The organism is Paenibacillus maysiensis, from assembly GCF_000520815.1.
GTDB lineage: Bacteria > Bacillota > Bacilli > Paenibacillales > Paenibacillaceae > Paenibacillus > Paenibacillus maysiensis.
This window is the reverse complement of the sequence record NZ_ASRY01000217.1, coordinates 12,215-33,761: the sequence shown is the minus strand read 5'-3', so window position 1 is coordinate 33,761 and position 21,547 is coordinate 12,215. Positions and strand designations below refer to the sequence as shown.

31 protein-coding genes are annotated in these 21,547 nt (G+C 45.9%); 6 read left to right on the top strand and 25 right to left on the bottom strand.

What is annotated here, in order from left to right:
* Positions 1 to 4 precede the first annotated feature (4 nt).
* The 4 genes from L696_RS0116080 to L696_RS31990 form a co-directional block, all read right to left on the bottom strand.
* Complete coding sequence (locus L696_RS0116080) at positions 5 to 1,279, bottom strand: PBSX family phage terminase large subunit (protein WP_025684561.1); 1,275 nt, start codon at positions 1,277 to 1,279, stop codon at positions 5 to 7.
* Positions 1,269 to 2,066, bottom strand: a complete 798-nt coding sequence (gene terS, locus L696_RS0116075; protein WP_025684560.1) for a phage terminase small subunit — start codon at positions 2,064 to 2,066, stop codon at positions 1,269 to 1,271. The genes L696_RS0116080 and terS overlap by 11 nt, the downstream gene beginning before the upstream one ends.
* Before the next feature lie 111 nt (positions 2,067 to 2,177).
* Positions 2,178 to 2,699, bottom strand: a complete 522-nt coding sequence (locus L696_RS0116070) for a hypothetical protein (RefSeq protein WP_025684559.1) — start codon at positions 2,697 to 2,699, stop codon at positions 2,178 to 2,180.
* A gap of 145 nt (positions 2,700 to 2,844) precedes the next feature.
* The gene (locus L696_RS31990) at positions 2,845 to 3,324 is read right to left on the bottom strand and encodes a BC1881 family protein (protein WP_025684558.1); all 480 of its coding nucleotides are present in this window, start codon (positions 3,322 to 3,324) and stop codon (positions 2,845 to 2,847) included.
* Between the two features lie 136 nt (positions 3,325 to 3,460).
* Between L696_RS31990 and L696_RS0116060 the strand changes: the two genes are divergently transcribed.
* Complete coding sequence (locus tag L696_RS0116060; RefSeq protein ID WP_025684557.1) at positions 3,461 to 3,676, top strand: type II toxin-antitoxin system HicA family toxin; 216 nt, start codon at positions 3,461 to 3,463, stop codon at positions 3,674 to 3,676.
* 144 nt (positions 3,677 to 3,820) lie between these two features.
* Complete coding sequence (locus L696_RS0116055) at positions 3,821 to 4,231, top strand: type II toxin-antitoxin system HicB family antitoxin (protein ID WP_025684556.1); 411 nt, start codon at positions 3,821 to 3,823, stop codon at positions 4,229 to 4,231.
* A gap of 1,150 nt (positions 4,232 to 5,381) precedes the next feature.
* On the opposite strand, the gene L696_RS0116045 is transcribed toward L696_RS0116055, so the two are convergent.
* The 5 genes from L696_RS0116045 to L696_RS0116015 form a co-directional block, all read right to left on the bottom strand.
* Entirely contained in the window at positions 5,382 to 5,753 is a 372-nt protein-coding gene (locus L696_RS0116045; RefSeq protein WP_025684555.1) for a hypothetical protein, read from the bottom strand.
* 99 nt (positions 5,754 to 5,852) lie between these two features.
* Positions 5,853 to 6,056: a hypothetical protein gene (locus L696_RS0116040; protein ID WP_049827412.1), complete on the bottom strand. Its 204-nt coding sequence runs from the start codon at positions 6,054 to 6,056 to the stop codon at positions 5,853 to 5,855.
* 24 nt (positions 6,057 to 6,080) lie between these two features.
* Positions 6,081 to 6,311 (bottom strand): hypothetical protein, encoded by a 231-nt coding sequence (locus tag L696_RS0116035; protein ID WP_025684553.1) that lies wholly within the window; start codon positions 6,309 to 6,311, stop codon positions 6,081 to 6,083.
* A gap of 150 nt (positions 6,312 to 6,461) precedes the next feature.
* Positions 6,462 to 7,211 (bottom strand): hypothetical protein, encoded by a 750-nt coding sequence (locus L696_RS0116025; protein WP_049827411.1) that lies wholly within the window; start codon positions 7,209 to 7,211, stop codon positions 6,462 to 6,464.
* Between the two features lie 217 nt (positions 7,212 to 7,428).
* Positions 7,429 to 8,523, bottom strand: a complete 1,095-nt coding sequence (locus L696_RS0116015) for a DNA-methyltransferase (protein ID WP_025684551.1) — start codon at positions 8,521 to 8,523, stop codon at positions 7,429 to 7,431.
* A 108-nt stretch (positions 8,524 to 8,631) separates the two neighbouring features.
* On the opposite strand from L696_RS0116015, the gene L696_RS0116010 reads away from it, so the two are divergent.
* Entirely contained in the window at positions 8,632 to 8,955 is a 324-nt protein-coding gene (locus L696_RS0116010; RefSeq protein WP_025684550.1) for a hypothetical protein, read from the top strand.
* A 159-nt stretch (positions 8,956 to 9,114) separates the two neighbouring features.
* On the opposite strand, the gene L696_RS0116005 is transcribed toward L696_RS0116010, so the two are convergent.
* The 10 genes from L696_RS0116005 to L696_RS0115950 all read right to left on the bottom strand — a co-directional run bounded on the left by L696_RS0116005 (position 9,115) and on the right by L696_RS0115950 (position 13,183).
* The gene (locus L696_RS0116005; RefSeq protein ID WP_025684549.1) at positions 9,115 to 9,390 is read right to left on the bottom strand and encodes a hypothetical protein; all 276 of its coding nucleotides are present in this window, start codon (positions 9,388 to 9,390) and stop codon (positions 9,115 to 9,117) included.
* A 50-nt stretch (positions 9,391 to 9,440) separates the two neighbouring features.
* Positions 9,441 to 9,590, bottom strand: a complete 150-nt coding sequence (locus L696_RS31500; protein ID WP_209440977.1) for a hypothetical protein — start codon at positions 9,588 to 9,590, stop codon at positions 9,441 to 9,443.
* A gap of 142 nt (positions 9,591 to 9,732) precedes the next feature.
* The gene (locus L696_RS28660; protein ID WP_049827410.1) at positions 9,733 to 10,728 is read right to left on the bottom strand and encodes a hypothetical protein; all 996 of its coding nucleotides are present in this window, start codon (positions 10,726 to 10,728) and stop codon (positions 9,733 to 9,735) included.
* A 43-nt stretch (positions 10,729 to 10,771) separates the two neighbouring features.
* On the bottom strand, positions 10,772 to 11,194 hold the full coding sequence (locus L696_RS0115985; protein WP_025684548.1) for a hypothetical protein: 423 nt from the start codon (positions 11,192 to 11,194) through the stop codon (positions 10,772 to 10,774).
* Positions 11,191 to 11,610: a hypothetical protein gene (locus L696_RS0115980; protein WP_025684547.1), complete on the bottom strand. Its 420-nt coding sequence runs from the start codon at positions 11,608 to 11,610 to the stop codon at positions 11,191 to 11,193. The genes L696_RS0115985 and L696_RS0115980 overlap by 4 nt, the downstream gene beginning before the upstream one ends.
* An 82-nt stretch (positions 11,611 to 11,692) precedes the next feature.
* Complete coding sequence (locus tag L696_RS0115975; RefSeq protein ID WP_025684546.1) at positions 11,693 to 12,055, bottom strand: hypothetical protein; 363 nt, start codon at positions 12,053 to 12,055, stop codon at positions 11,693 to 11,695.
* On the bottom strand, positions 12,040 to 12,201 hold the full coding sequence (locus tag L696_RS30525; RefSeq protein ID WP_155985406.1) for a hypothetical protein: 162 nt from the start codon (positions 12,199 to 12,201) through the stop codon (positions 12,040 to 12,042). The genes L696_RS0115975 and L696_RS30525 overlap by 16 nt, the downstream gene beginning before the upstream one ends.
* Before the next feature lie 283 nt (positions 12,202 to 12,484).
* Positions 12,485 to 12,640 carry a hypothetical protein gene (locus L696_RS30520; protein WP_155985405.1) on the bottom strand — a complete coding sequence of 52 codons (156 nt, stop codon included), beginning with the start codon at positions 12,638 to 12,640 and terminating at the stop codon, positions 12,485 to 12,487.
* 21 nt (positions 12,641 to 12,661) lie between these two features.
* Positions 12,662 to 12,952 (bottom strand): helix-turn-helix domain-containing protein, encoded by a 291-nt coding sequence (locus L696_RS0115955; RefSeq protein WP_025684544.1) that lies wholly within the window; start codon positions 12,950 to 12,952, stop codon positions 12,662 to 12,664.
* A 24-nt stretch (positions 12,953 to 12,976) separates the two neighbouring features.
* Positions 12,977 to 13,183, bottom strand: a complete 207-nt coding sequence (locus L696_RS0115950; RefSeq protein ID WP_245233373.1) for a helix-turn-helix domain-containing protein — start codon at positions 13,181 to 13,183, stop codon at positions 12,977 to 12,979.
* 216 nt (positions 13,184 to 13,399) lie between these two features.
* Between L696_RS0115950 and L696_RS0115945 the strand changes: the two genes are divergently transcribed.
* Together L696_RS0115945 and L696_RS0115940 are read left to right on the top strand one after the other, a co-directional pair.
* Positions 13,400 to 13,771: a helix-turn-helix domain-containing protein gene (locus L696_RS0115945; RefSeq protein ID WP_025684541.1), complete on the top strand. Its 372-nt coding sequence runs from the start codon at positions 13,400 to 13,402 to the stop codon at positions 13,769 to 13,771.
* 101 nt (positions 13,772 to 13,872) lie between these two features.
* Positions 13,873 to 15,108, top strand: a complete 1,236-nt coding sequence (locus tag L696_RS0115940; protein WP_025684540.1) for a site-specific integrase — start codon at positions 13,873 to 13,875, stop codon at positions 15,106 to 15,108.
* On the opposite strand, the gene rlmD is transcribed toward L696_RS0115940, so the two are convergent.
* The 4 genes from rlmD to L696_RS0115920 all read right to left on the bottom strand — a co-directional run bounded on the left by rlmD (position 15,093) and on the right by L696_RS0115920 (position 19,150).
* Positions 15,093 to 16,766 carry a 23S rRNA (uracil(1939)-C(5))-methyltransferase RlmD gene (gene rlmD / locus L696_RS0115935; RefSeq protein WP_025684539.1) on the bottom strand — a complete coding sequence of 558 codons (1,674 nt, stop codon included), beginning with the start codon at positions 16,764 to 16,766 and terminating at the stop codon, positions 15,093 to 15,095. The two genes, L696_RS0115940 and rlmD, sit on opposite strands and share 16 nt — an antisense overlap.
* Before the next feature lie 253 nt (positions 16,767 to 17,019).
* Positions 17,020 to 17,901, bottom strand: a complete 882-nt coding sequence (locus tag L696_RS0115930; RefSeq protein ID WP_025684538.1) for a diacylglycerol kinase — start codon at positions 17,899 to 17,901, stop codon at positions 17,020 to 17,022.
* 185 nt (positions 17,902 to 18,086) lie between these two features.
* Complete coding sequence (locus L696_RS0115925; protein WP_081750751.1) at positions 18,087 to 18,860, bottom strand: sirohydrochlorin chelatase; 774 nt, start codon at positions 18,858 to 18,860, stop codon at positions 18,087 to 18,089.
* Entirely contained in the window at positions 18,860 to 19,150 is a 291-nt protein-coding gene (locus tag L696_RS0115920; protein ID WP_014279885.1) for a YerC/YecD family TrpR-related protein, read from the bottom strand. Before L696_RS0115920 ends, L696_RS0115925 begins: the two co-directional genes overlap by 1 nt.
* A 228-nt stretch (positions 19,151 to 19,378) precedes the next feature.
* Here L696_RS0115920 and L696_RS0115915 point away from each other — a divergent pair, with 228 nt between their 5' ends.
* Complete coding sequence (locus L696_RS0115915; protein WP_025684536.1) at positions 19,379 to 19,888, top strand: hypothetical protein; 510 nt, start codon at positions 19,379 to 19,381, stop codon at positions 19,886 to 19,888.
* A gap of 6 nt (positions 19,889 to 19,894) precedes the next feature.
* Here L696_RS0115915 and corA read toward each other — a convergent pair whose 3' ends face one another.
* Positions 19,895 to 20,854 carry a magnesium/cobalt transporter CorA gene (gene corA / locus L696_RS0115910; RefSeq protein ID WP_025684535.1) on the bottom strand — a complete coding sequence of 320 codons (960 nt, stop codon included), beginning with the start codon at positions 20,852 to 20,854 and terminating at the stop codon, positions 19,895 to 19,897.
* 187 nt (positions 20,855 to 21,041) lie between these two features.
* The gene (locus tag L696_RS0115905; RefSeq protein ID WP_025684534.1) at positions 21,042 to 21,476 is read right to left on the bottom strand and encodes a GNAT family N-acetyltransferase; all 435 of its coding nucleotides are present in this window, start codon (positions 21,474 to 21,476) and stop codon (positions 21,042 to 21,044) included.
* Positions 21,477 to 21,547 lie beyond the last annotated feature (71 nt).

Genomic DNA, 21,547 nt, shown 5'->3' with positions numbered 1-21,547 from the left:
CCCCTTACGTAAAGAATCTTGAACGACGCGGCTTACCAAGCACGGTATATACTACATACCGCAAAGCATCCATAGCATGGTCATGCTTCTTGATTGGCTTATCCTCGCCCCGATCTTGAGACGCCTTAGCATCCCAAATGTAACTAAAAAACTCCTTGATAGTCTCACGACATTGTGAGGACACAAAGAGTTCTTCTTCCTTTATAGATACGGCCACGGACTCAATACCCGGAAGCACGTCATTATCTGCTTCCTCAATCCGCCGTACACCCATCTTTTTCAGTTCCGTAATGAAGCCCTTGGCGCTTGGATCAATAAATATCTTTTTGATATTGTCGATCCCTGCAATGAACTCCAGAAAGTCTCTGGCGTAATCACTTGGCGCTTTGGAGGAAGTCACATCCGAATGGTAATATTCCTTAATTAGATATAACTTCTTGTCCTGCTGCCCAAAGAGCAGAAACACAGTAGCATTGGTGTGACCATAGTCAACGCCTACATAGTATTTTGAGAACTCCTGTGGCAGTTCTTCCGGCTTCTTAACGCTGATATCCTCGTCGAACATGTCATAGATAACGCCTTCTGCCATGGCCCACAGGCCCAGTATGTAGCGCTTAAAGAACACACCGCTGTACATGGCTCGGTATCTAGCTTTGATACGTTCTGACAGTGACAGGTTATCTTCCATCGTGAAATGAAGATGCAGCAAAGACTTTTCTGTTACCTTGTCAATCCATCCAGTCTTGAACCAATGGTACGGACCGTCAGGGTTGCAGTTGAACCAAAATTTAGATCCATCCACCGAACAACGGCCAGTTGCTTGATTGACAAATGATTCTGGCATTAGGGCCACTTCATCAAAGAACATTCCCGCCAACGTGATACCCTGAATCAAGTCTTGAGAGCTTTCATCCTTACCGCCAAAAATATAGAAATAGTTTTCCTTGCCGTCCTTGGATATGGTGACCAGGTTATCAGTGCGGGCGTCATGCACCCGATAACCACGGGATCTCAACATAAGCTTCAGCCAGAACAGTACATTACGCCGGAAACTGCCTATAGTCTTACCAGCCATCCCGAAATTGTGCTGGTCAAAGGTGCTCATAGCCCATACAACGTATGAAAAGGACATGGACAGCGTTTTGCCGCTCCGTATCGCTCCATCTGCTATAATGCCATCCTTATCATGTACAGGAGATTCAGGCAGCCACCATGTAAGCACCTGCTTTTGTTTTCGAGAGAACGGCTTCCAATTAAATTTAGGCGCTTTACTCTTCATCAGCCCATACCTGAGCTGCTTCGGACTTCAAAGCGGCCATAAATCCGTCTTCCGTCTCTTTTTCATCAGGAGGGGCGTCTTTCTCAAGCGCCTTGACCTTACCTTTGAGCACCTCAATACGTAGCCGCTGTTCTTCATCTGCATGGGTAAGACGGCACATTTCCTCATACTGCTTTATAAGACTCTGTAACCTACCCATTGCACGACTTTGAGCGTTCAGAAACGTTGCCTGCTTATCCCAAGCGAACTGAATTTCATGTTCTGTATCTTCACTATCCGTTTTGTCATTGGTGAATAGTTTCGATCTTTTAACAACTTTGGTCATGTCGTCATGATCCTTGACGAACATTATCGGCTGCGCCCGTAGTATTGCAGCATATTTGAGTGTGATTTGATCCCACATCATATCCAGCGGGGAACGGTTCTCAAGCTGCTCCATGATCTCTGCGGTTTCATCAGGGAGGAACTTGCGGAAAAAACCGTGTGTAACAGCTTTGTCGTTACGGGCTGGCCCACCGGGACCACCACTATTCCCCACAGCATTCTGATTCCCCTCGGGAGCACCATGACCCGCTGCATTACGATTCCCCTTTGGAGGACCCCGCTTTTTGGATGCATCTTTCTTTCCCCCGGATGCATCTTTTGTTCTGGAGGATGCATCCTTACTCCATCCTTGCCGCTGCTTCCGGCTTTTGATGGTCGGATACTTCACATCATGTTTTGAAGCAAGATCCGATAAGGAGATATCAGTATTTTCGTACTCGTTTCTGATCTCTTCCCAGTTCATAGTTACATGTCACCACCCCCGGTTTGGTTGCGCTGGTTGTTTGAGTTGGTTTTGCACTATAGTAGGGGTGAACGGCTGGCTCTCAGACGCATTCAGTGCCTCACACACACCCTAATTCAGAATTAGATGGTAAAGGGGCTTGGCGCACCTTTTGAATCCCTCAGAATCAGTAGCATCGTTTTCAAATCCATTTGCTAGGTTAAACCTACGCCTAATGTCGGCAAGTTTCTCAAACAGAAGCTTTTTATCACCTTTGCATTCTAATAAGGCATCATCTATTTCCTTATTAAACGGAGCATCCTGCGGACGCATTGCCCTCAACATTTGAAGGTGCTCGTAATCTTCTTTCATCATTCCAGAAAACGACGTTGTAATAATCACCGTCCCAATTTCTTGACGGAATCCACATGGCTCCATCACGTACCTATTTCCCTGATTATCCGTGACAATGCAATCGCCTTCGTTTACTGGCTTACGTCCTTCCGGGGTTTGAACAATAGGAACACGCTTCGCCTTTGGGTAACCCTTTGCCATTTCATCTTTAGGGATGTATCCAATAAATTGACCTGATAATGCATAGAACTCGAAACCGTCCTCCAGCCCTTCATGGTAAAACTCAGCAGATACAATCATTTCTTATCGGCTCCCCTCTGACACTTCAAGCGTCCACAATACTGCTTACTGCCTGTCCACTCCCCCCACGGGCATCCTCTACACTCCTTGGGCTGCTGCTTGGAGATAACAGGGACAGGCGGCAGCTTAGGTGTGTACTTGTTCATTAATCTTGATTGAAAAGCACGATAGCGGGGCCGCTCAATATACGAATACCTCCACCTTGTTCCATACTCATTAATTCGCCAGGACTCAACTGGTAGGTCTGTACACCAGTCCGCTTGCTCAACTCTTCAGATAAAAACTTCGTTGTAAGTGTTTCGAATACTTCCCAAAACCACTTTGGCGATTCAGGAGTAGAAGCAACCTCCAATGGAGTAATCTTCAATGGTTCTGTACCTTTAAGCATATTCAACTCGTCTACACTCAATGGCTTGCCGATCACCATTGCTGGACCAGTTTCCTGCGGATAGTCAATATATTTTACTTGACCCCACGGTATAAAGGTTTGCTTGCCGTGCTGGTTCGATATCACAACACCAAAGTCGTCTACTGTATGCAGCGTCCGGTTCTCTGCGGCGTTACCATCCTTTGTCCAAACGGTCACCTTACCGCCAATATGGTCAACAATGTTTGCATTTGCCATTACTAATCACCCTTTCAGAGAAATAAAAAAAACCGCTGTATTTCAACGGCAAAATAAACACGCATTATTATGCGCATTTTTTCTTTACACGCATAATAATGCGTGTTATAATCATAATATAGAAAGGAGGTAAGCGATGCCGAAACAAATAACAGTCAGAGAGTTAACCAAGCGGTTGAGAAGAGAAGGGTTTAGGCCTTCACCTTCACACACTGGCGGCGGCAGTCATAAGCGGTGGAAACATAAAGATGATCCAACATGCTATGCGGATATCAGTTTCCATAATGAAGGAGCCACCATACCGATTGGTACACTCAAGAGCATCGAGAAGACAACAGGGGTTATCTTTTAACCCCTGCGCTTCTCCCTAAACGCTTACCTCCTGTATGGCTCATAAGCAGGGGAATTCTATACACCAATTTTTGAACCATATGGTTCAAAAAAATTTAGTCTATAATTGAGACATATGTCTCAAAAATAAAAGGAGTGAGATAAATTGAAAAACACCTATGTTTATCCTGCTGTTGTTGAAAAGGCAGATGATGGTTTAGGACTGTATTTCCCGGATATTCCCGGAACGGCCGTTCTTGCCCCTGACATTCAAACGGCTGTTGTTGATGCAAAGAACATGCTGATTGACCGAATCTTGGAATTCGAAGATAAAAAAATGGTCATTCCTGTACCATCTGATCCGGACAGCATTGAATTAAACGATGCTAGTGACCGGATTGTGTACGTTGAAGTGTTCCTGCCGCCTTATCGGGATTCCGAAGCAAATAAATCTGTCACAGTAAACTGCACTGTACCTCAATACTTGCGGGATGCCGGACGGGATGCCGGGTTGAATTTTTCCCAGCTACTTCAAAGCTCTATGAAAGATGCTTTAGGGATTAAACAAAAATTCTAACTAATTAGTTAGATAGTAAAAACTAATGAATGAGGCGTCCATAGCGGGCGCCTTTTTTGACGTATTGCGGAGTTGAACCGCGTTTACCTGTTTACGTCACAAACCCGACATAGTTGGGAAAACATTACAAAAGTTCTGCTCCTCCCGTTCCAGCAAATGTAGATAAAGAATACCTGTGTGTGTTATCCAGACTTTGAATGCAAAAAAAGCGGCGGTTTCCCGTCGCTCTCTCTTGTGTATTAAAAAGCCCGTATTTATTCTAACCGCGCCCGGGCGGAGCGCGTGGGAAGGATTTTAACCTTCTTACCTTCCCCGCTTCCACGCCGCCGCAACATCTAATTGCTACTTGTGCTACAGCTCCACCCTCACGCTCTGTTCCGTGACAGGCTTCAACGCTGATTCGACGCAGACGAGTCCTGCGGCGATAAGGGGCAGCAGGGACACCCGGGAAGTTTTATTCCCTATGTCCCTACTGTAAATCCAGACCACAGACACCGTGCGGACTCACTACAGACGTACTACAGACACCAGTCTAACTATCATTCTACTGAGGATGATTTTTCATTGAATTCCAGTTACTTGATAAAAATAATCACAGATTATATAATAATTTCGTGAGGCCAATCAAGTGAAAATAAGCAAAGGAGGCGATACCATGAAGATCAACTATTTTTTTATTAAAAGGAATGTCCCAGTTCAAACGCAATGCAATATTGCGCAATTGGAACAACTGTAAAGTCTATTTTTTTGTATCGTGAAAAGGGTTTACTTTTGGTAGGGTAAACCGCCAGTTTCTCCTTGTTATGCTTCCTTGATTTGTCACCTCACTAACCACGAAGGTAAATAAGGCTAAGTGTTATTCTGCATTCTCTCATGCTCCTCCTACTTCTGGGGATGGCTGACAGCTTCTCCCCAGACTTGGGTCTATGGCCCTTGAATTATAAATTGGAGGTTTTAATGATGAGAAACTGGAATAATACTACCAACCTTTACCTGGAATTCGCGATTTTCTTGTTAGGTCTTTATGGACCTTTGCTTGGAAACACGTGGACAATGCTATGCTGGATACTGTTAATTTACGTTTATCGGAAATTATAACTACTACATAGCCGTGGTGCATGAAGCGAGGGGGACGCCCCTCGCTTTGTATTTATATGATTCCAACTAGTTTGAGAGTTTCAGCCACAGACTCAATTCCTCTAACAATACGTCTATCAACCGATCTGTCTGTTATACTTTCGAAGCGTTTGACTGTTCCCCAACGAGTGTTTCCACGAATAAACCTAAATTCAATTACTCGGCGAACATTGTCATCCATAATAAGGCTCACAGCCATTTCTACCGCCTCTGTTTTCCGTTTGTATTCCTCCATAACCAGCCGTTCTTTCCCGCCTATTGCATTCCTGGCGGACAGGCTATCAACGGTTTTACGCATCCTGGTGTACCGATTTAAAAGGCTTCGAGCCAACTGAATGTCTGACTTGTTTGCTTTCGGGAAAAGTGATACCTGTTCCCATGCCATTGCCATCCCCCTCATTCCTCTTTATGATATAATTGGATTTGAGAAATGAAGTTAAATGCCCCCGTGCGCCCGGCCAAGGTTGTGGGGGCTTTGTAGTGTTCAAAAATCCCATTGTACCTGACCATCAGCATGATAGTCCTCTGTTGCTTCTTGAATCAAACCTTCATCAACCCATCTTTTGGGAGCACGTTTCCTGTAATTTTCCCAAACCGCAACGCCTGCTTCGATATCCCGAAACTTATTAAGTTGCACAGCTTTATCCGTCCAAACCCAATATGTGGTTGTTTCTATTTGTTCAGACACCCTCATTCCCTCCGCTTTTTAGCTTCATTTCCCAGTAATATCACTCCATACCCTACCATCAATGAACAGCATAATTCCGACTGGAGCATCCCATTTCCGGGTTAGAGTTTCCGCTCTAAAATCTGATACAGCGACCTTAATAAATCCTTTTTTGTTGTCGGAAGATTTGCTAATCTCCAGCATATTTCCATTTAATGGCTGACACTTTACCCCGCCATGTTCTAATGCTTTTATAAGTGCTTCTTTCATTAACATATCTATCTTCCTCCTTTTAAAACCAATTCCTTATATTCTCCCTCTTTGATTTCCGCGACGGTAAGGGGATGGAGTCTGCGCGTGTAATAAGCAATGTAAGCCGGACTGCCAGTTTGAAAAAGCCCAAGAATCTCTCCATTGTCCATGATTTTAAAATACCTCATTGCCTTCTCCTTGGGATGCAGGAATGTCTTGAAGGTTATAGATATATACTTCGATATCTCGGAAGGTAAACGCGTCTTCGTCATGGGTTAGCCAGTTTCTTGTTTTGACAATTTTTGCCGAAGGGAAACGAGTCTTTATCAGTTCTACTAACATGGAGCGATTGTTGTCGTTATCTATCAGCTTAGGGCTGCGTCTGCCGTCCTCAAAGATGATGTCCCAGCCTTCCTCTATCAGTTCTTGAAGACGCTGTTTGTGATTCTTCTTGTCAGTCTCAGGCGTTTTACTAAATGTGCTCAGGTATTCGAGCATGAACGAAAATTTAGCCGCATATATTCCAGAGCGTGTAAAACTCGCATCAGATACATGATGAAAACCATGCTCATTCCACCAATCTGAAATAACTCTCGACAAATATTCCAATTGCTCAGCCAACCCATCAATAGGCTTTTGTTCCCCCAATTGTTTTTCAAGTACGTGTATACGTGCATTAGCTTTCCGAATCTCTTGGTGTCGTTCCTCTTTCTCCTTGGTCAATTTGCTACTGTAATCCAGCACCTTCGCAACATCGGTGAAATGGCTTTCTATCAAGCTCGGAAGGATTCCGGCCATTTCTTGGGATAAGCTATCAGTGTTTATCCAATCATGAAGCTGTTTCACTGCGAAGAACAAATCCTTTGTTGATTTAAGAGCAACCGCCTTTTCATCTGGATTCAACACAATATTTTTTTCAGTCATTTTCAATCGTCTCCTTTAGGGTATAGGGTAAGAGGCTGTTATGCCTCAACCCTCTCATTAATATGGTTCAATCCATCTATGCCGCCCCACAGGGCATTCCTTTACGATCTTTTCAGCCGTTCGTTTGCTAACGTTTTTCCGAATTATCCAGCGCCAACGGAAAAATTCTTCCCATACGGTGTACATGTTATCTCTCCTTTGGTATAGGGGATGCCCCCTAGAATATTAGATTAGGCTGTACCGTAGCTGTCCGGCGCTGCGCAATCTCCACGTACTGGCTTCCCATCTCTATGATTGTGCATTCTCGGTTGTTCTCCAGCGCCACTTTGAGAGTCGTTCCGGATCCTCCGAATGGATCAAGTACGTTTCCGCCCACCGGAGCACCTGCGAGTATGCAGGGTTCGATCAACTTTTCTGGAAACACTGCAAAGTGTGCTTCTGCAAATTGAGCTGTGGCCACCGTCCAAACTGATCGTTTGTTTCGGGATCCGTAATATTCCTTATCCTCCCTGTCCTCCCTGTGCTGTTTGGGCTGACCGGGCACATCGCCCTCATTCACCTTTCGCTTGAAGCTGTATGCCTTGCCAACTGCCTTCATTTTCCCGTTGGTCTTAGCTCCGCCATTCGCCCGATCACTACCCTGCTGTCCCTCGAGATCCTGAGATAATCTTGCAATGCTCGAATCTGCCATGTTCTCCTTGATGGCATCTTTGTCGTAGTAGTACCTCTCTGACTTGGCAAGCAGAAACACGTACTCGTGGGCCTTCGTCGGCCTGTCCTGTACACTCTCTGGCATGGGATTCGGCTTGCTCCAAATATTGTCCATACGCAGATACCAGCCGTCCGCTTGGAGAGCAAATGCCACACGCCACGGTATGCCGATCAGGTCTTTGGGCTTCAACCCACTTGGAGTTTTGTCCAGTTTGGTTTGCGTGCTGCCCGGTACGGGTACATAAACCTCTTTCTGTGCAGTAGTGTTGCTCCATGCTCCCTTACCACTGCCTGCATAGCTGTCACCGAAATTGAGCCACAAAGTGCCATCATCCCGAAGCAGCCGCCATACTTCCCTAAAAATAAGCACCATATGAGCGACAAACATTTCCGGCGTAGGCTCCAATCCAAGGCATCCGGTCCATGGTGGCACGGTAATAGGAGGTAATCCCGGCATAGGGGTATAGGTTACCTCGGGCCAGTCGGAGGCGGGTAAGCCATAATCCCTCAATCCCCAGTAGGGGGGGCTGGTAACGCAAGTGTTAAACGTTCCGGCTGGCAACGTAGGCATTACCTCTATGTTGTTGCCTTGTAGTATCATGTAGTTCTCTCCTTTCTGTGATTGTTATGACACCTCATGTCAAAAAAAGGATGTATTAACTTTAAAAAAATGGGAATTCTATACTATATAAAACAAGGAGGGTTACAAATGCCTACAATAAGTTTGAATGTTCCTATTCCTCAAGTTCCTGGTGCATACATCGAATATGAAGCAAGCGATGATGATAATACTGTTAAGTCTACGTTGTATTTCGCAGGCATCGAGCTAGGTAGAGATACATTTAGAATAGAAGATGCTAATGCAGAAGGATTTAGCTATGCAAAGCACAAAAAAGAATATCCACATGTTGCTAAATTAACATTTGAAGTTTGGATTCGTTGGAACGAACGTGCGATTGTTCTTGTTTTGCTATATAAATCCTTACTACCTGGGGGTGGTAGTGGAAAAACAGAGGTTTGGGGAGAGTGGTAAGTATTTAACAATCATAGACCGCCCTCACAAGGTTTCTCAATCATCTGCCTTGGCCCACCTCTATTACATTCTGGATTTTAACTCTGGAGCTTGAAACGATGTGGGCGTAAGGCACAATCTCAGCGGCATCGAAGTTAAATTCCAACTGCGTCATACCGTTCATCCACCGTTCAACTGTTCTTTAGTGCGAAAATAAAACGGTGCATATCGGTACTCTGATCGGTGTTTTGGATTGTACATGTATGCTACAGGCGTTTCGTTTTCAGCTACTGGACAATTCATGGTTACGCAGCTCGTCCGGGTAAGTAATACCCCTCCAGCCGGAGGCACGCCATTGTGCCATTTGCCCCGCTGTGCGTCCTTGTCCGGTATCAGCACAGGTACATTTAATTGTCTGACTTCATCGCGGCTTAACCAGCCGTTTGCATTCGGCATAAAATTATCCTCCTTGGTAGAGGGGCAGCCTTAGCCGCCCCAAGGATGTATTAAGCAATAATGGTTACAAAACCGGATTCAATTTCATTTTTCAGTTCTTTTTCTAGAAACTCCTTAATACTTGCCATGGCCTGTAGCTTCCATGCTCCACCGTCCGCCTCAAACAGGGCTGCTTTCGGACCATTTTGCAAACGGAACACAAAGCTACATTCTGGTTGTGGGATATCAATAAACGTTCTGTACGGTTTCAGTTTAACGGGATTAGGAACCGTTACTTTTTCAAGACTGGCGACCCCGCTTTTCGCTGCTTACCCGACTGCTTTGCCATATATGCATTTGGTGTCACCGCTGACCCCCCTTGCCTGATTCCATACGTTCAGCCAGCCTTATAAGCTCGTCCATTTCTTCCTGAGACACTTCTGGCTCTGACGATGTTGTTTGCACAATATCTATTGGCTGCTTATCGCTCCTACCAGTAGGCCGGGCTGTACGCCCTGACTTACGCATAGCCATAACCAACTTGGGAAACTGATCTCGAAAAGTTTCTGCACTCATTACATTGCCTTTCCAAAAGCTGTCTTTTACTACCCAATCCATAACAGACCTTATAAGGTCCCTGTCAGATTGCTTGTCCAACTCGACCAGCTTCCGAAAGTCGTCTGCCCACTTTTGTAGGTTCGTCCGGGCTGTCAGATGATTCAGCCCCTCAGCTTTAGCCATGGCATCCACATTCCCCTTGAAGTACACAGCCATTTTGTAATACGTGTTGTCAGGTCCGTATTTATCCGACTTCTTTCCTTTTCCTTTTCCCGAAGGAGATGGCTCGTCCTGATCAGCCGGAGGCGGTTCGGGACAAGAATCTTTATCTTTATATTGGTTAGGGTTTAGGTTAGGGTTAAGGTCACGGGTGGACTCCGACCGCTGTCCTTCGTCCGTCCGCTGGACGTCCGGTGGATGTACAACGGACGAATTAGCGGCAGCTTTCTTCTTATCACGATCATTTTTCTTTCTGGCCGCATCCTTTGCCCGGCTTTCTATTAATTTGCCAGCATAAACGTACCAATCGTGAATCACGCTCCCTGTCTCGGTTTTGTCAATAAACCTCGACTCAATCATGGAAGCGTAAAGCAGCTCAGGATCACCATCCCATTCAATTGCATCTGCTATATCCTCTGCACCATATTTGCTTAAATCACCGTCCGGCGCAAAATCCATCGCCCACCACCAAAACATATGCAAATGTCCGACAGCCGTCGGAACGGAGATTCCAAGTTTGCGGCATAATTTGCGTGTTTTTGGGTGTCTATCGGTTCCTTGATGGCTTTCAATCCATGCCAAACCAGTTCCCTCCTTTCCGACAACGCGGATATTTAATGGATATCTACCGTATGTCCGTTGGACGTCCGGCGGACGTCTTCCATATGTCCAAACCGGGTCCACGGAAATAATAGTCTATTAGTTCATTGCGCTTCTTCATCTTCCAAGCTCGCCCGGCGGCTGTGTCGTCAGCAAATTGATGGCAAGTACCGGATTCTGAACGTGGACCACATAAGTTAGCTATATTCCATGGTTCGCTGCCGCTGCCATACTGACTGGCATTTACCAAGTGAGCTTTTTCAAACCATAGGGCTGGACGACTCACACCACAGCGCTCACATATCACGTATCCTGTATGCTCTGCCGCCCGCCGATCTACTTCATCACGAACGGCCGACGTAATGGCCGTGTGGTTCCCCCGCTTCTTCTTCCCACGTTTACTGCCAACCTGTTGCTCCTTGCTATAAGGAAGAAAAGGTAATGTCATGCCCCTCCACCTCCAATATGCATGTCCACGCGGAGCCGGAGCCGCAATTCGTATAGCTGCTCAGATATAGACTTGAATTCGTTTTTCCACAGCGTCATTCGCTCCGAATCCTCGACCTCTTGGTCCCTAATATCCAAAACCGCCAAATCTGCCGCGTTTTGTTTATTCCCTCGCTTGGTATCACGCATCTTTTCCGCATGTACCCGCTTGCGGCGGCTGTAGGTTTGCATGTACCGACCTTCCATGTAAGCGCATACTCTACCCATTAGTGTGTGAGATTTGGTAAGCAGCTCCACCTTCTGCATAAGTGCGCCGGGAGAGTCGTTCTTTATTCCTTCCGCCGCATCACGGTACCGCTGAATGTCCTGGATATACTGCTTAATCTCCCTGATTTTTTCAATTTCCTTTTTGTCCATAAGGGACCCCTGTTTCAAAGATTTTAAAAATGTGCTATGATTCCAATGTTTAGGTTTTACTTAATCGTGCTACCAACACGATTTATTTCCAGACTTGCCCCAACTGGCGCAGGTCTTTTTTATTTGCACGCTCCAATTTAAACAACTGCGAGTTAAGATCGCTCCACTCGGTTTTAAATCGTCGTGGATTGCGGTTATGAGCTACAGCATTTAGGCGGAGTTCTCCTACCTGCCCCATCTTGATTCGCAACTCATTACACTGCGTCTGACGCTCCAAAATCAATTTCTCCTGTTCGCTAAGATCCAATAGTTCCATATCCAATCGCTCGGGCTCTTTAAGAAAGCCGTTTATGTGGTACGCGGCCTCGAAGAACGTTCCGCCCGGTACTTCTAGATAATTGCGTAAGCCGGAATCGTCTTTGATCGGTATTAAGCGTGTTTCCAAGGTGCTCCAACCCCCTCCGGGTAATCTGCGGTCATTTCCAAGACGCACGGCCTACATACGTCCTGCTCGTTCCAGCGGATCAGAAACCGTTTGTTCATCTCGTTACCACATACAGCACAGCAGGACTTTTTCTCAACTTGTTTCATTTGAACCACCAGCCTTTTGGGATACTTCGGCCTGATTGGTTGTTGAAATAGCACTCCCTACATAAATGAACACGTAGCATTTTAGAACTGCTGTTTCTTAAATTGAGCAATACGTTTCTGTGGTAGATCGGCTCTAACCCACAGGCTTCACACATCTTACTTTTTAATTTCAACTCATTCTTTCTGGCGTTGCTTTTGACACCAATCATGAACAAATCAGTATCAACCAGCCGGACAAACCCGTATTGTCTACGTTGCTCCGGTGTCATATCCTCCGGCCTAATCATGAAATCCCCAATACTGCGCGTAAGTCCAAAATCTCTTTAAGCATCCATCCAAAAGCAGCCTGAGACACTTTTGGATGGACCCAACTTGGATTATTAGCCAGCACATCGTACATATTTTCAAGCGCGTTTAACCGTTGTTGTGCGTATTCCATACACGTTTACACTCCTTCCTGTTATGGTTGATAATTCCTTTGCTCCTCATCCTTTTTCCAACGATCCAAAGAAGAACTGTCGAATAAATATCTAGGATTTTTGCTTCCCTCTGCACCGTGTATTCGGTGAGGAATCCGTTTTTCTTTGCATAATCTACGTAACGTATACGCCGACATATGAAGGTACTGACAAGCTTCGCTAAAAGATAAAGTATTACTAGATACAGAAGACAATTGCTCCAATATCCTTTTTTCAGCCTGAGCTACTTGCGCAGCAACTATGTCAGCTATCGCCTGCTCTATGTTTGTCATAACCATCTGCTCCCTGATAAGCCTTTATCTTACTAGCTCGTCTACTGTTGAATTTAAAGCATTCGCGATTTTAACCAATGTATCAGCAGTAGGACCAAGTTCCTTCTTTTCGAGATTGTACAAGACAGTAATTGATACACCACTTTCTTTGCTCAGTCTATAGAACGTCCAACCTTTAGCATCAATAAGCTTCTGTACATTATTTTTAATTGCTGGCCCCAAAGTAATCACCCCTTTCGGTTGTAGTATTACCAAATTAGGTATGTCTTACAAAGCAATAATATTACCTTATGCGGTATGTTGTAAAACCTTATATTTACCTAATTAGGTTATATAATAAGGCGTTTGCTCGGTATTCCTCGGTTTATCTTGACTTATTACCTTATTACGTAGTATTATTACCGCATAAGGCTATAACCTAATTAAGTAACAATGGAGGTTTAAACATTGAGTATCGCTGAAATAATAACAAAGCTTATGGAGACAAAGGGGCTTTCAAAGTACAAATTGGCAAAAGAAAGCGGAGTCCCATATACAACTCTTATTAAAATTTTAGATGGAACAACAAAAAACCCTCAAATTGAATCACTGAAGGCTATAGCTAAATACTTCGAAGTTGATGTGGATGATATTTTAGATGGAGCCCACGACTCCAAGAGAGAACATAATTATAACGAAGAAATTAGAGATTTTAGAAAATTACTTAAATTAGATGACCCTATAATCTTTGATGGCATAATTCTTAAAAAATCAGATAAAGAAAAGGTACTGAAAGTTATGGAAGCATTGTTCGGTGACAGAGAGAATAAAGACATTTAATTCAATTAGACTTACATACCTTAATTCAACTTTGCATCTCCAGCCGCAAGGCTGTTTATCATACACAAAAACAGAACATATGTTTGGAGTGAATGCAGATTATGGCTCACAGAGAAAAACGCGGAGAGAACTCATGGCGACTGATTGTTGATGCAGGCGAAAAAGAAGGTGGGAAGAGAGATAGGAGATACAAAACAATAAAGGTCGAGGATCAGGCTTTGTTGAGAACAACTAAAAAATTGGAAGCCTATCTTGACGAGGAACTGATTAAATTCAAAATAGAAGTAGAAGCTGGTGAGTATATTGCGCCTGAAAAAATGACATTCGGGGCCTTTGTTCCTGAGTGGAAGGAAAAATATGCGGTAGATCAACTTGCGGAAAAAACGCTTAAGGCCTATGAGGTCAATATAGAGAAACACATTTTGCCTGCGTTTAAGGATCGTCGTCTCGACCAATTTAAGCCACTGCACATTGTTAGTTTTCTGAAGGAGCTCTCTCAACCAGGGAAGCGTAAAGATGGAGGCACACTGTCAGGGGGTACACTTGAGATGAATCACCGCATATTGAAAAACATATTCAGTCGGGCGGTTGAGTGGAAAGTCATCAAAAGCAATCCGGTAGCGTCAGTTAAAAAACCAAAAGCAGATGCTAAACAAATACTTCCTTATGATGAAAAGGAAGTACAGCAACTGCTAGAAGCGTTAAACAATGAGCCATTTCGTTGGCGTATGATGATAACCCTTGCCTTGACCACAGCTCTGCGTCGAGGGGAATTACTGGGGTTGGATATAGACAAGCATATCGACCTGGATAGAGGGATCATAGATGTTCAGCAAAGCGTTTCTATATCTGTAAAAGGACAAGCTCATGTTAAAGTGCCTAAGACAAAGAAATCAAAGCGAAAAGTATCCATACCTGCTTCAGTCCTGCTGGAACTTAGAGAGTATATCAAATATAAGAGACTGCAACGAAAGGATCAAGGGCAACTATGGCGAGGTGGGGACCATTTTTTCTTATTCTCACACGAGAACGGATTAGCTTTCCACCAGGAGCGACCATACCTGTGGTTCCGTAATTTCATCCAGAAGAACAAATTCAGATACATCCGTTTTCATGATCTGCGCCACACCTCGGCCACATTACTTATTAACCAAGGTGTGCACGCTAAGATCATTTCCGAACGGCTCGGACACGGGAACATCAATACGACGATGAACATTTATGGGCATGCCCTCCAATCCGCTGACCAGGCAGCCGCTGATAAATTCGATGTATTTTTCAAAGTCCGCCCCCAATCTGCCCCCAATGAAGAAAATTCAGATCAAAAACCCTTATAGGTAAGCCTTGCGACACTCTCCACATGCACCGTATGCGGAAACATATCCACGGGCTGCACTTCCAGTGTGCGGTACCCGCCATCCTCCAGTATTCTTAAATCCCGTGCCAGCGTGCTCGGATTGCAGGATACATAGACCACGCGCTCTGGCTTCATCTCCAGAATGGTTTCGAGCAGGCGAGGATCGCAGCCCTTGCGGGGTGGATCAACAACGATGACGTCGGCGGTGATGCCTTGCTCTTTCCAAGCAGGGATGACATCTTCGGACGCGCCTACCTCAAACTTCACATTGCGCATATTGTTCAACAGTGCATTACTCCGTGCATCCTCAATAGCTTCTTTGACAATCTCCACCCCATATACCTGATCCGCATGTTGAGCGAGGAACAAGGAAATGGTGCCGATACCGCAGTATGCGTCGATCACCGTTTCTTTGCCCGTGAGTCCGGCATATTCAACGGTTTTGCTATACAGCACTTCGGTTTGAACGGGGTTCACTTGATAAAAGGATCTCGCAGAAATAGCAAATTGGACGTTTCCGATGTAATCGTAGATCACGTCACGGCCCCATAGTACACGAGTTTCGTCGCCAAAAATAACGTTCGTTCGCTTGGTATTCACGTTCTGGCAAATGCTTGCCACGTGTGGAATATGCTCACGAATACTGCCGATCCAGGCATCTGCGTGTGGGATATCTCGTCCATTCGTAACGAGCACCAGCATCATTTCACCTGTACGAAAAGCAGTCTTGACGACGACATGGCGCAGTAGTCCGCGTCCGGTTTCTTCATTATATGCGCTTATGCCCAGCATCCGTCCAATCTCTTTCACACGCGCGACAACCTCGTCGTTACGCTCGTCCTGTATGAGACAGGTATCCATATCCACGATACGATGACTGCCACGTGCGTAGAAGCCGCCGACAAGCCCGCCTTCGGTGACACCGATCGGCACTTGGGCTTTGTTACGGTACCGCCACGGCTCGTTCATGCCCAGTGTAGGAAGTACCTTCACGGCAGTTTTTTCGCCTGCGAAGGAACCTTCATTTCCCTCCACACTCAGCTTCCCGATACGCTCCAGCACGTCCACAACATGCTGGCGCTTCCAGCCTAGCTGCGCTTCGTAGCTCATATGCTGAATCTGACAACCGCCGCACTGATCGTAGATGGCACAGGGAGCTGCAATCCGGTCGGGGCTTGCCTGCACGATATCCAGTAGCTTGGCATAGCCATACTGCTTTTTCGTTTTCAGCACCTTTATCCGTACCTTTTCACCCGGCAACGCACCCGGAATGAACAGCGTAAAGCCTTCAACGCGTCCCACACCTTCGCCATCGTGATTCATGCCGATGATGTCCATCACGGCTTCATCGTTTTTTTGCACAGGCAGCTCGGTACGCTCTGCGCTGACTCGGTTACGATTGGATGTATCCTGACTCCATCCACCACCGGAAGAACGACGCGATCCACGTCCCTTTTCCGATGTCTTCCGTTCCCTTTCCTGCGCACTTCCACTCGCACTTCCATTTCCTGTTCCAGCTTGAAGCTGGCCCTCTCCTCTTTCACTGTTCATCGACACGGTCTTTTTCTGCGGCTTCCCTTGAATGGGAGCTGCTGCATTCCGGCGGCTTTTTCCACGTCCGCTACGGTTAGTCGTCATTATAGATGTCACTTCTTTCTGATAATCTTTTCAAACCTGTTTATGCTCATGATTGGCATACAACTCCATATATAATCATATGGTCAGTGCTCTACACATTAACACCAGTACCGTGAACTCGAAAATGCCGTTACTCCCCACGGAGAACGGCAAGAACCGATATCGTCATAGCGAAAAATACTTCCAACTCTACATTCCATGTACTGTGCTGTACAGTACTGCAATGAGAAGTGAAAACACTCACCGTCATTCCTTACCGAAAAACATTCAAATGCTGTGGCAAATTGCGGAAAGTGGCTGGCAGGGTACCACCCAGTTCGCCATCCAGATTAAGCTGGACATAGCCGGGTGAGGTAACTTCCATGTAATCCGTTTTAAAATAAACGATTTTCTTGTCCTGCAAATGCTCACCACGCAGCGCGAGTGTCACCAACCGGATCATTTCCGCCAGATTACATTTGCGCACAGCGATCACATCGAGCAGCCCATCATCAATGGTCGCGCCGGGTGCCAGCTTTTCAAATCCACCCACCGAGTTCGTATTAGCAATCAGGAAAAGCATGAACTCGTCGTGTATCACTTCCTGACCCGATGCCTTGATAATCAGTTCTTGCGGGGCAAGGCTGACCATTTTCTCCACACCTTTAAAATAATAAGCCAACTGTCCAATCATCGTTTTCAGCTTGCTTGGCACTTCATACGTAAGTTCGGTCAAAGTACCGCCGCCTGCGATGTTGATAAAATAACGGTTGTTGGCTTTTCCGATATCCAGCGGCTTCGGATTTTGGCGAATAACCAAATCACAATAATCCTCCCACTGCCTCGGTATGCCCAATGCTCTGGCAAAATCATTCGTCGTCCCTTGCGGGAATACGCCCAAGGGCGGACGGTTTTCCTTTTCGGCCATCCCGTTAATAACTTCGTACAATGTACCATCCCCGCCTGCGGCGATAATCATATCATACCCGCGCTCAATGGCTTCTGCTGTCTCACGAGTTGCATCCCCTTCGCCCGTAGTTGCATGGCAAGAAGCTTCAATACCACCTTCATCCAGACGCCGCAAAATGTCCGCAAGGCGACGTTTCATTTCCTCACGTCCGGAGGTCGGATTATAGATCAATCTAGCACTTTTCATTCCCGTTACGCCACCCGTATATTTAATGATATTTATGTTTATATTCTCATTCATCATATTCACTCTATACAAAATATCATCATACTGGAAAAAGGCCTCTTTTACAATAAAAGAAGCCAACGCTTGCCTAAATACGGAAATTTCAGGCTATGATAAAGCTGTAGCTGAAACAAGCGGCCTATTGCTCACTCTTGCTTCTGCATTCTATGCAGCAGTTCATGAATTTGCCCGTTCATCCAGCTTGTGAGCAGGGGATGCGGCAGCAGAGGATCTCCCGAATAACGGAATTCAAGCCCTTGTAATCGTCCAGGAATGATACGACTTGTAAAATATCCCGAGCTTAAAAAAAGTGGCGCCACAATAACATCACGACCCCGCTCCTGCTTCCAATACGCTACCTTATCATATACACTCTCAGGATTCAGCAAGGCATAGTCCGTTGCGATACGACTCACCCTTTGCACCGTACGGGCTAACGAAGAAATCCCTCGCTCCCAGCGCTGAAAAAAGCCATCATGCACACTGCCATGTCCCACAAGCAAAATAGTCTCTCTCGCAGGGTTGACCGACAATGGGCTAACCTTGTCCCAAACCATGTGAGCCACATCTTCTCCATCATCCAGCGGACTGCCAAAATGCACACACGCCTTGACTCGAAAAGGCTCCAAATCCGTTTCTTTGTTTGGCGTATCCTTGACTCCCAGCGCATAACTGATCTCGTCTACATGCGTGCTGCCGGACGACATAAACAAGGGCACAACCAGCAAATCTGTCACACCTCGGGCTTCCAAACGGTCAATCCCATCCTGGATCAATCTTCCTTTAACCGTTTCCAAAAATGAAACCTCTAACGGCATATCCTTCGGCAAGTGAAGCTTTGCGGCTGCCTGATCCACCTGTTCCACCCAATACGACTCCCTTGAGCCATGGCTAATGACCAGTACCCCAGGGCTTCGCATTAGCGCCCCAGACGCTCAAGTGTCAATTTATACCCGTCATTACCGTAGTTCAAGCAACGTTTAACACGTGAAATCGTAGCTGTGCTGGCACCCGTCTCTGCTTCAATCTGGTTATACGTACTGCCTTTGCCCAGCATACGGGCAACTTCCAGACGTTGAGAGAGGGATTGAATTTCATTAATCGTACACAAATCATCGAAGAATACATAGCACTCTTCCAAATTTTTTAAAGTTAGGATGGCTTCGAACAATTGATCAATACTTTTATCATTAAGCTTTTTGAGCTGCATGGATTATCATCTCCCAAGGTTACGATCTATCCCCATTGTACCCGAGGAATAGTCGGTTTTTCAAGCGTTAACGATTTCACGCATCACAGAACAGCATTATTTTTCAGCAGGATCGTACTGTGCTTGAGCCCAAATCCGCTTTTATACCTAATTTCGGGCCACACGCCTAAACCCACTGTGCGTTTGTAACATACAGTAGAGTATCAACCTGCAAAGGAATGTGATCTCATGCCTGGACACTACTATCATCGGAGGCCGCCACAGCGTTCCCTTTCCGATCCGTATAATTCATCTCCGTATCCGGGACTCGACCCGTATAGCGATGTTCCGCAAGTCGATTCCTCTGGACTCGTGCCTTATGAGGCGCCATCAAGTATTACAGAATCCGCCGCCGTGGTCACACCTGATCCGGTCCCAGCGAAAGGAGGGCTACTCGGCGGTCTCGGCAACCTCGGCGAAATTAAAGGCATCATTGACCGTATGGGCGGCATTGACGGGATTGTCGCTACTTTCGGCAAGGTACAAAAGGTCATGTCCAGCGTGCAGCAGTTTGCTCCGATGGCGAAGCTGATTATGGGCGCGCTACCGGTATTCGGAAAATCCGCGAGTAAAAATTCTGCAACGGAAATCGCCGAGGAATTGGATGAATACACACCACCGCGCCCACGCCGGAAAAAGACGCAGCGCAAAAGCACCACTACCCCGCGCAGACGTCCGCGCAAGCGCAAAAGAAAGTAGGCTATTTTATTTGAACCAGCCCCGACGCATAAACCAGATTACCATCGCCGCACTTAATATGAACATAAAGAACAGTACTCCAAAATAACCGTATTTCCAGCCCAACTCGGGCATATACGAAAAATTCATGCCATAGATACCCGCAATCAGCGTCAGGGGCATAAAAATAGTCGTAATGACGGTCAACGTCTTCATGATCGAATTCATGCGGTTGGAATTAAGCGAAATATAACTATCTCTCAGGTCGGCTGTCATTTCGCGGTCGGCCTCCAGCATGTCGGTCAGCTTGAGCAGATGGTCATAAATATCCGTAAAATAGGCCCTATGCTCCCCTTTACCCTGTACATGCTGCGAATTAAGAACCCGGTACGCCAAATCCCGCATCGGCACAATCGTACGGCGCAGCTTGAGCAGCCTGCCTCGCAGGGCAAATACCTGCTTCATCAAGTCCTCCACCGATTCACGCCCGCCTAGGCTCTCCAGCTCTGCCAGCTCATCCTCAATCATGAACAAACTCGGGAAATAGTTATCCACCAGCTTGTCCACCACGGTATAAGCCGCAGCCAGCGGCCCACGCGACCAAATTTTGCGTTCATTAGCATGCTGGACAATCCGCTCCCAAGCCTGATCAAGCTCCTCCAGTTCATGATGATGGTATGTCACCAAGAAACGGCTGCTAATAAACATATCCACTTCTTCCGCATCCAATGTATCTACATCCAGCGCATGTACCACCAGAAATTGCACATCCTCGTAGTAATCCAGTTTTGGACGTTGCAGAACATGCAAACAATCTTCTACAGCCAACGGATGAAAATGAAAATAACTCGTCAGCAGCTCCGATTCATGATCGGTAGGCTCGCTAAAATCCACCCACATCCATATATAATCCTCCATGACGATCTGCTCCAGTGGCTGCCCCACTATCACCCGATGATCATGGCCTATAACCAATGTACGTATCACCGTACAACCCCCTCGCCTAACACTACTGTCATTGATTCTATTTACATTGTATATAAGCTATTCAGCGTTATACAAATCTCAAGCCCCGTATTCATGCTTCATATAGCCAAATAAAGAAAAGGATACCCCTGGGCCATCACAATCCCCCAAGATATCCTTATACAATACAATGCAACTCAAATGATAATTATGCTTCAATTAATTTCACAAAGCCTGTACTTGTCGCTTCATAGCCTAACCGTCGATAAAATTGATGCGCATCCTGTCGCTCACTCCGATTACCGCTGTTCAAAGCAATGGCAACCAAACCATTCTCTTTGGTCCAAGCTTCCGCTTCCTGATTTAGCGCCTTACCGATGCCTTTATTACGATGCTTCGAATCCATCACAAAAACAACGATACGCGCATAATCTTCATTTCTTTCATAAAAGATATCATAGTGTAGCCCAACCATCCCCACCACTTCGCCTTCAATTTCGGCCACCAGGGTATGATAGTTAGGATTAGAAGCGATACGATCATATCTCTGCTTCATTTCCTCTACAGATGTAGGATAACCCAATTCCTCCATCAAATAAGCTAGGGCTGGAATATCCTCTTCTCTAGCCGTCCTGATCTTCAAAGTAAGCCCTCCACTTATGGAAATAAACATCATAAAAGAACAACCACCTGCGTCCTACGAAGTGCCACTCC

Excerpts from the sequence above, each read along its gene's own strand:
- L696_RS0116005 (WP_025684549.1), bottom strand. The coding sequence starts at position 9,390 with ATGCCGAATGCAAACGGCTGGTTAAGCCGCGATGAAGTCAGACAATTA.
- L696_RS30525 (WP_155985406.1), bottom strand. The coding sequence starts at position 12,201 with ATGAAACAAGTTGAGAAAAAGTCCTGCTGTGCTGTATGTGGTAACGAG.
- L696_RS0115980 (WP_025684547.1), bottom strand. The coding sequence starts at position 11,610 with ATGGACAAAAAGGAAATTGAAAAAATCAGGGAGATTAAGCAGTATATC.
- L696_RS0115915 (WP_025684536.1), top strand. The coding sequence starts at position 19,379 with ATGCCTGGACACTACTATCATCGGAGGCCGCCACAGCGTTCCCTTTCC.
- L696_RS0115920 (WP_014279885.1), bottom strand. The coding sequence starts at position 19,150 with ATGCAGCTCAAAAAGCTTAATGATAAAAGTATTGATCAATTGTTCGAA.
- terS (WP_025684560.1), bottom strand. The coding sequence starts at position 2,066 with ATGAACTGGGAAGAGATCAGAAACGAGTACGAAAATACTGATATCTCC.
- L696_RS0115940 (WP_025684540.1), top strand. The coding sequence starts at position 13,873 with ATGGCTCACAGAGAAAAACGCGGAGAGAACTCATGGCGACTGATTGTT.
- L696_RS31990 (WP_025684558.1), bottom strand. The coding sequence starts at position 3,324 with ATGGCAAATGCAAACATTGTTGACCATATTGGCGGTAAGGTGACCGTT.
- L696_RS0115925 (WP_081750751.1), bottom strand. The coding sequence starts at position 18,860 with ATGCGAAGCCCTGGGGTACTGGTCATTAGCCATGGCTCAAGGGAGTCG.
- L696_RS0116080 (WP_025684561.1), bottom strand. The coding sequence starts at position 1,279 with ATGAAGAGTAAAGCGCCTAAATTTAATTGGAAGCCGTTCTCTCGAAAA.
- rlmD (WP_025684539.1), bottom strand. The coding sequence starts at position 16,766 with ATGACGACTAACCGTAGCGGACGTGGAAAAAGCCGCCGGAATGCAGCA.
- L696_RS0115985 (WP_025684548.1), bottom strand. The coding sequence starts at position 11,194 with ATGACATTACCTTTTCTTCCTTATAGCAAGGAGCAACAGGTTGGCAGT.
- L696_RS0116015 (WP_025684551.1), bottom strand. The coding sequence starts at position 8,523 with ATGATACTACAAGGCAACAACATAGAGGTAATGCCTACGTTGCCAGCC.
- L696_RS0116060 (WP_025684557.1), top strand. The coding sequence starts at position 3,461 with ATGCCGAAACAAATAACAGTCAGAGAGTTAACCAAGCGGTTGAGAAGA.
- L696_RS0116025 (WP_049827411.1), bottom strand. The coding sequence starts at position 7,211 with ATGACTGAAAAAAATATTGTGTTGAATCCAGATGAAAAGGCGGTTGCT.
- L696_RS0115955 (WP_025684544.1), bottom strand. The coding sequence starts at position 12,952 with ATGACAAACATAGAGCAGGCGATAGCTGACATAGTTGCTGCGCAAGTA.
- L696_RS0116045 (WP_025684555.1), bottom strand. The coding sequence starts at position 5,753 with ATGGCATGGGAACAGGTATCACTTTTCCCGAAAGCAAACAAGTCAGAC.
- L696_RS0116070 (WP_025684559.1), bottom strand. The coding sequence starts at position 2,699 with ATGATTGTATCTGCTGAGTTTTACCATGAAGGGCTGGAGGACGGTTTC.
- L696_RS0116010 (WP_025684550.1), top strand. The coding sequence starts at position 8,632 with ATGCCTACAATAAGTTTGAATGTTCCTATTCCTCAAGTTCCTGGTGCA.
- L696_RS0115930 (WP_025684538.1), bottom strand. The coding sequence starts at position 17,901 with ATGAAAAGTGCTAGATTGATCTATAATCCGACCTCCGGACGTGAGGAA.
- L696_RS30520 (WP_155985405.1), bottom strand. The coding sequence starts at position 12,640 with ATGGAATACGCACAACAACGGTTAAACGCGCTTGAAAATATGTACGAT.
- L696_RS0116035 (WP_025684553.1), bottom strand. The coding sequence starts at position 6,311 with ATGTTAATGAAAGAAGCACTTATAAAAGCATTAGAACATGGCGGGGTA.